This window comes from Citrobacter sp. wls829, from assembly GCF_005280825.1.
Classification (GTDB): domain Bacteria; phylum Pseudomonadota; class Gammaproteobacteria; order Enterobacterales; family Enterobacteriaceae; genus Citrobacter; species Citrobacter gillenii.
In genome coordinates this window covers 73,543-80,015 of record NZ_SZWP01000032.1, presented here as the reverse complement: position 1 = coordinate 80,015, position 6,473 = coordinate 73,543, and the positions used below count along the sequence as shown (strand labels likewise).

6 protein-coding genes and 1 tRNA gene are annotated in these 6,473 nt (G+C 51.9%); 6 read left to right on the top strand and 1 reads right to left on the bottom strand.

Annotation, left to right across the window (positions count from 1 at the left end; all coding sequences use genetic code 11):
* Nucleotides 1-289 precede the first annotated feature (289 nt).
* The 5 genes from efeU (at nt 290) to phoH (ending at nt 4,918) form a co-directional block, all read left to right on the top strand.
* Nucleotides 290-1,123, top strand: a complete 834-nt coding sequence (efeU, locus tag FDW88_RS04420; RefSeq protein ID WP_096757602.1) for an iron uptake transporter permease EfeU — start codon at nt 290-292, stop codon at nt 1,121-1,123.
* Nucleotides 1,124-1,181: 58 nt separating this feature from the next.
* Nucleotides 1,182-2,309: an iron uptake system protein EfeO gene (gene efeO / locus FDW88_RS04415; RefSeq protein ID WP_137362100.1), complete on the top strand. Its 1,128-nt coding sequence runs from the start codon at nt 1,182-1,184 to the stop codon at nt 2,307-2,309.
* A 5-nt stretch (nt 2,310-2,314) separates the two neighbouring features.
* On the top strand, nt 2,315-3,598 hold the full coding sequence (gene efeB, locus FDW88_RS04410) for an iron uptake transporter deferrochelatase/peroxidase subunit (RefSeq protein ID WP_137362099.1): 1,284 nt from the start codon (nt 2,315-2,317) through the stop codon (nt 3,596-3,598).
* Nucleotides 3,599-3,857: 259 nt separating this feature from the next.
* A complete protein-coding gene (locus tag FDW88_RS22415) occupies nt 3,858-4,151 on the top strand; it encodes a hypothetical protein (protein WP_170973033.1) in 294 nt (97 codons plus the stop codon).
* Complete coding sequence (gene phoH / locus FDW88_RS04405; protein ID WP_170974151.1) at nt 4,130-4,918, top strand: phosphate starvation-inducible protein PhoH; 789 nt, start codon at nt 4,130-4,132, stop codon at nt 4,916-4,918. Before FDW88_RS22415 ends, phoH begins: the two co-directional genes overlap by 22 nt.
* A gap of 238 nt (nt 4,919-5,156) precedes the next feature.
* Here phoH and FDW88_RS04400 read toward each other — a convergent pair.
* A tRNA-Ser gene (locus tag FDW88_RS04400) sits at nt 5,157-5,244 on the bottom strand.
* 232 nt (nt 5,245-5,476) lie between these two features.
* On the opposite strand from FDW88_RS04400, the gene ghrA reads away from it, so the two are divergent.
* Nucleotides 5,477-6,415: a glyoxylate/hydroxypyruvate reductase GhrA gene (gene ghrA, locus FDW88_RS04395; protein WP_096757599.1), complete on the top strand. Its 939-nt coding sequence runs from the start codon at nt 5,477-5,479 to the stop codon at nt 6,413-6,415.
* Nucleotides 6,416-6,473 lie beyond the last annotated feature (58 nt).

The window sequence follows — 6,473 nt, the reverse complement described above, 5'->3', positions numbered from 1 at the left end:
GACACCCTGGTCCGGCTGAAATCGATGAGGCGTTGATGGCTGAACGGAAACTTATTCAGGGTAAAATGTACTCCATACATGCTCAACTGAACAATATAGCGCCGCGTGCGAGCTTTTTATGCCGCTTCGCAAAATCAAAGTAACCCTTATCAGACTAACTGTTTACATTAAGTCATCATTCTCAAAACATTCTTCTTGAGTTTTTCTTTTCTGTAATGATAATCACTATCACTGTAATTTACTTTTCTTTTCACGAGTTGACTGAGAATAACGTTTAAGGGTACTTCGCATGTTTGTTCCATTTCTGATTATGTTGCGCGAAGGCCTAGAGGCCGCGCTGATTGTCAGCCTGATAGCCAGTTACCTGAAACGGACTCAGCGCGGTCGCTGGATTGGCGTAATGTGGATTGGTGTTCTACTGGCGGCGGCGCTATGCCTGGCGCTGGGGATTTTCATCAATGAAACTACCGGTGAATTTCCGCAAAAAGAGCAGGAGCTGTTTGAAGGGATCGTGGCAGTGATTGCCGTGGTGATCCTCACCTGGATGGTCTTCTGGATGCGTAAAGTTTCGCGCAACGTCAAAGTTCAACTGGAGCAGGCGGTCGATAACGCGTTACAGCGTGGCAATCATCACGGATGGGCGCTGGTGATGATGGTCTTTTTTGCCGTCGCTCGTGAAGGCCTGGAGTCGGTTTTCTTTCTGCTGGCGGCCTTTCAGCAGGATGTGGGTATCTGGCCACCGGTTGGGGCGATGCTGGGACTGGCAACAGCCGTCGTTCTGGGCTACCTGATATATCTCGGCGGGATCAGACTGAATCTCGGGGCCTTCTTCAAATGGACCAGCTTGTTCATTTTGCTGGTGGCCGCAGGTCTTGCCGCCGGAGCCATTCGCGCGTTTCACGAAGCTGGGTTATGGAATCATTTCCAGGATGTGGCATTTGATCTGAGCAGCGTGCTGTCGACGCACTCGTTGTTTGGCACGCTGATGGAAGGGATTTTTGGTTACCAGGAAGCGCCAAGCGTCAGTGAGGTTGCCGTCTGGTTTATCTACCTGATCCCGGCACTGATTATGTTTGCATTACCGCCTCGTTCAGGCTCTACGGCGTCTCGTACTGCACCCTGATAACAACGCGACGCAGAATATCATTTAGTTACAACATACTTATTTATAGGGATAGGTCATGACGATTAACTTTCGCCGTAGTGCGCTGCAGCTGGGTATCGCTGCGCTGTTTACTTCTGCTTTTGCCTCACACGCCGCAGATATTCCCAAGGTCAATGTCACGGTTAACGACAAACAGTGTGAACCGATGACAATCACGGTTAATGCCGGAAAAACCCAGTTCATTATTCAGAACCACAGTCAGAAAGCGCTGGAGTGGGAAATCCTCAAAGGCGTGATGGTGGTGGAAGAGCGTGAAAATATTGCGCCGGGCTTTAGCCAGAAAATGACCGCCAACCTGCAACCTGGCGAATATGATATGACCTGCGGCCTGCTGACGAACCCGAAAGGGAAGCTGATCGTCAAGGGCAGTGCAACGGCAGATGCGGCACAGAGTGACGCCCTGCTGAGCCTGAGCGGTGCAATTACCGAATACAAAGCCTATGTAACCGCAGAAACCGCACAGCTGGTGGCGGGGACCAAAGCATTTACAGATGCCATTAAAGCTGGGGATATCGGGAAGGCTAAATCCCTGTATGCGCCGACGCGCCAGCATTATGAACGTATTGAACCGATTGCTGAGCTGTTCTCTGACCTCGATGGCAGCATCGATGCACGTGAAGATGATTACGAGCAAAAGGCCGCCGATCCTAAATTCACCGGCTTCCACCGTCTGGAAAAAGCGCTGTTTGGCGACAATACCACCAAGGGGATGGATAAATACGCCGACCAGTTGAACACCGACGTTATCGACCTGCAAACGCGCATCAGTGAACTGGCCTTCCCACCGTCTAAAGTGGTTGGCGGAGCGGCGGGTCTGATTGAAGAAGTGGCCGCCAGTAAAATTAGCGGCGAAGAAGATCGCTACAGCCACACCGACCTGTGGGATTTCCAGGCCAACGTCGATGGCGCGCAGAAAATTGTCGATCTCCTGCGTCCTCAACTGCAAAAATCCAATGCTGAACTGCTGGCAAAAGTGGATGCGAACTTCAAAAAAGTCGATAGCATCCTGAGCAAGTATCGCACCAAAGATGGGTTTGAAACTTACGACAAACTGACCGATGCTGACCGCAATGCGCTGAAAGGGCCGATTACGACGCTGGCAGAAGATTTGTCGCAATTACGCGGCGTACTGGGTCTGGATTAAGCATCATGCAACAAGATAATGAAAACGGCGTGAGTGAACCCTCACGCCGACGTCTGTTGAAGGGCATGGGAGCATTGGGCGGCGCGCTGGCACTGGCGGGCGGCTGTCCGGTTGCGCATGCGCAAAAACCGCACAGTGCGCCGGGCACTCTGTCACCCAATGCGCGCGATGATGTACAGCCCTTTTATGGACCGCATCAGGCGGGGATCCTGACGCCGCAGCAGGCCTCGATGATGCTGGTGGCATTTGATGTCCTCGCCGGCGACAAAGCAGATCTTGAACGTCTGTTCCGTTTACTGACCCATCGCTTTGCGTTCCTGACCACCGGCGGCCCGGCTCCAGAAACGCCGAATCCGCGCTTGCCGCCAATGGACTCCGGCATACTGGGGGCTTACATTGCCCCGGACAACCTGACGATGACGCTGTCGGTCGGCCATTCACTGTTTGATGAGCGCTATGGCCTGAAAGCACAAATGCCAAAAACACTGCAAAAAATGACGCGCTTCCCGAATGATTCGCTGGATGCGGCGCTGTGCCACGGGGATCTGCTGTTACAAATTTGCGCCAACACGCAGGACACCGTTATTCACGCGTTGCGCGATATCATCAAGCACACGCCGGATTTGCTCAGCGTGCGCTGGAAGCGAGAGGGATTTATCTCCGATCATGCTGCACGCAGTAAAGGCAAAGAAACCCCGGTAAATTTACTCGGTTTTAAAGACGGGACCGCGAACCCGGATGGTACTGATGAAAAGCTGATGCAAAACGTGGTGTGGGTCACGGCCGATCAGGGCGAGCCTGCATGGGCGGTAGGGGGCAGCTATCAGGCGGTGAGACTTATTCAGTTTCGCGTGGAGTTCTGGGATCGCACGCCGCTTAAAGAGCAGCAAACCATTTTTGGGCGCGATAAACAGACCGGCGCTCCGCTGGGAATGCAGCATGAGCATGATGTACCGGACTATGCCAATGATCCTGAAGGTGAGGTGATTGCGCTCGACAGCCATATCCGGCTGGCGAACCCGCGGACCAAAGAGACCGAATCCAGCCTGATGATGCGTCGTGGCTACAGCTATTCGCTCGGTGTGACGCAATCTGGACAGCTGGATATGGGGCTGCTGTTCGTATGCTATCAACACGATCTGCAGAAAGGTTTTTTGGCCGTACAGAAACGCCTGAATGGTGAAGCGTTGGAGGAGTACGTTAAGCCGATTGGCGGCGGTTACTTCTTTGCTTTACCGGGCGTAAAAACACCGGACCACTACCTCGGACAATCTCTGCTACAAGCCTGATACCCGTGCCCCGCGCCTGTGCGGGGCAATTCCTCACATGTTGACCTGATTCAGCGATGAACGAAATAATTAATTTTCGTGATACGTGCTGCAGTGAAATAATTCTGTCATCTCTCTGTAAGAGACTGTTGCCAACGATAAGATGGAATTTAGTTAACAATAAGTAAAAATATTGTTGCATTGAGAATAAATTCTGTTGTACTTATATGTAACAGCGGTAGTTCCCGGCAGTGATAGTCATTCACTATGGAGATCGCGAATGGTAACGTCCTGTATTGGACAGGTTTCTTACATTATCACCACCTTACGCGGACGTTTCTCTTCCGGTAGCCATCTCGTCACCGCTAAATTCCTCTCTCTTCCACATCTTATCCTTGTTACTGACGCCTTATACGGTGCGCGTAGCCGTGTGTGGTGTCTTATTCGTAGGCAAGCAATGGCTTACAAGGAAGCCAACCCTCAGATGTTCGTGCGCATAATCGTGCCGAAGATGGCGCGTGTGATGTATACCTACAACTCAAGGTGCTATCCATGGGAAGACAAAAAGCAGTGATCAAAGCTCGTCGTGAAGCAAAACGTGTGCTGAGACGGGATTCGCGTAGCCATAAACAACGTGAAGATGAATCGGTCACCTCGCTTGTGCAGATGGGCGGCGTAGAATCGATTGGTATGGCGCGTGACAGTCGCGATGCCACACCTATCACGGCGCGAAATGAGGCTCAGGCGCACTACCTGAATGCTATTGAGAGTAAACAGCTGATCTTCGCTACCGGTGAAGCCGGGTGTGGTAAAACCTGGATCAGCGCGGCAAAAGCAGCAGAGGCTCTGATCCACAAAGATGTGGACCGGATCATTGTCACCCGTCCAGTTCTGCAAGCTGATGAAGATCTCGGCTTCTTACCTGGAGATGTTTCCGAGAAGTTTGCTCCCTATTTTCGCCCGGTGTATGACGTGCTGGTAAAACGTCTGGGTGCCTCCTTTATGCAATATTGCCTGCGACCTGAGATTGGGAAGGTAGAAATCGCGCCGTTCGCGTATATGCGCGGACGGACATTTGAAAATGCCGTTGTCATTCTCGACGAGGCTCAGAATGTCACTGCTGCGCAGATGAAGATGTTTTTGACGCGCCTCGGGGAGAATGTGACGGTAATTGTGAACGGGGATATTACCCAGTGCGATTTACCGGCGCATGTTCGATCCGGACTAAACGATGCGCTGGCCCGCTTCGAAGAAGATGACATGATTGGAATCGTTCGTTTCAATAAAGATGATTGCGTTCGCTCGGCGCTTTGTCAGCGGACGCTTAACGCTTACAGCTGATAGGTTCTGCGTCTTCAAGGCCCGGGGAACCGGGCTTTGTTTTTTTATAAGCAGGGATAATCGTTTATATGCATATAAAAAACACAGACACGCTTCTTTGCAGGATGCCTGATGGCGCTTCGCTTATCCGGCCTACGGGGATTTCGTTGTCGGCCGGATAAGATGCTCGTATCGCATCCGCTATATTGCAACAGACGAAAAAAAAGCCCGTACTTGCGTACGAGCTCTTTCTCAAATGTGGCGGTGAGAGAGGGGTTCGAACCCTCGATACGTTGCCGTATACACACTTTCCAGGCGTGCTCCTTCAGCCACTCGGACACCTCACCGTATTGTTGTTCCTGCGTTAGCGGAACGGGCGCTAATGTAGGGGAAACACCGCCCCGACGTCAATCTACTTTTTAAAAAAAACGTGCATTTACACAAACTTCAAGCAACATGGGGCGTAAATAAGCAAGAATTGCTTTTTTTGCCAGCATCCTAAAATTTGCTATTCTGATATTCCTTGGAAAATGATGATAAGTGCGAGAAAGTTCCGCATAACACTGCTCAGGAGTTAATATGGAAATACTTTTCTATCACCCGACATTCGATACGGCCTGGTGGCTGAAGGCACTGGCTAAGGCAATCCCAGGCGCAAATGTCCGTGAATGGAAGCGGGGTGATAATGCGCATGCTGACTATGCCCTCGTCTGGCATCCACCGGTTGATATGCTGGCAGGTCGCAAGTTAAAAGCTGTTTTCGCGTTGGGCGCCGGCGTGGACTCTATCCTCAGCAAGCTAAAAGCCCACCCTGAAATGCTGGATGCGTCAATCCCGCTTTTCCGTCTGGAAGATACCGGTATGGGTCTGCAAATGCAGGAATATGCGGTGAGTCAGGTGCTGCACTGGTTTCGACGTTTTGATGACTATCAGGCGCTAAAAAGTCAGGCGAAATGGCAACCGCTGCAAGAGTATACCCGCGAAGAGTTTACTGTCGGGATTATGGGGGCAGGGGTATTAGGGGCTAAAGTGGCTGAGAGCCTGCAAGCATGGGGCTTCCCGCTGCGTTGCTGGAGTCGGACGCGTAAGTCCTGGCCCGGTGTGGAAAGCTTTGCCGGTACCGCAGAGCTGGCGGCGTTCCTGAGCCAAACGCGGGTGCTGATTAATCTTCTGCCAAATACGGCAGAAACGGTAGGTATTATTAACACCGGGCTGCTGAATCAATTGCAGGATGGGGCGTACGTGCTTAACCTGGCACGCGGGGTTCATCTGAAGGAAGACGATCTGCTGGCTGCGCTGAATACCGGAAAGTTGAAGGGCGCGATGCTGGACGTCTACAGCAGCGAGCCGCTACCGGAAAATAACCCTCTATGGAAACATCCGCGCGTGGCGATGACGCCGCATATTGCCGCCGTGACGCGTCCTGCAGAGGCCGTAGACTATATCTCACGCACCATTTTAAACCTTGAGAGTGGGAAAGCCGTAACGGGTCAAGTCGATCGCGTTAGGGGATATTGATAACAACCCGGCCAGCCGCCGGGTTTCGTCTAAACACCGTCCTACAGCTCTAATTATT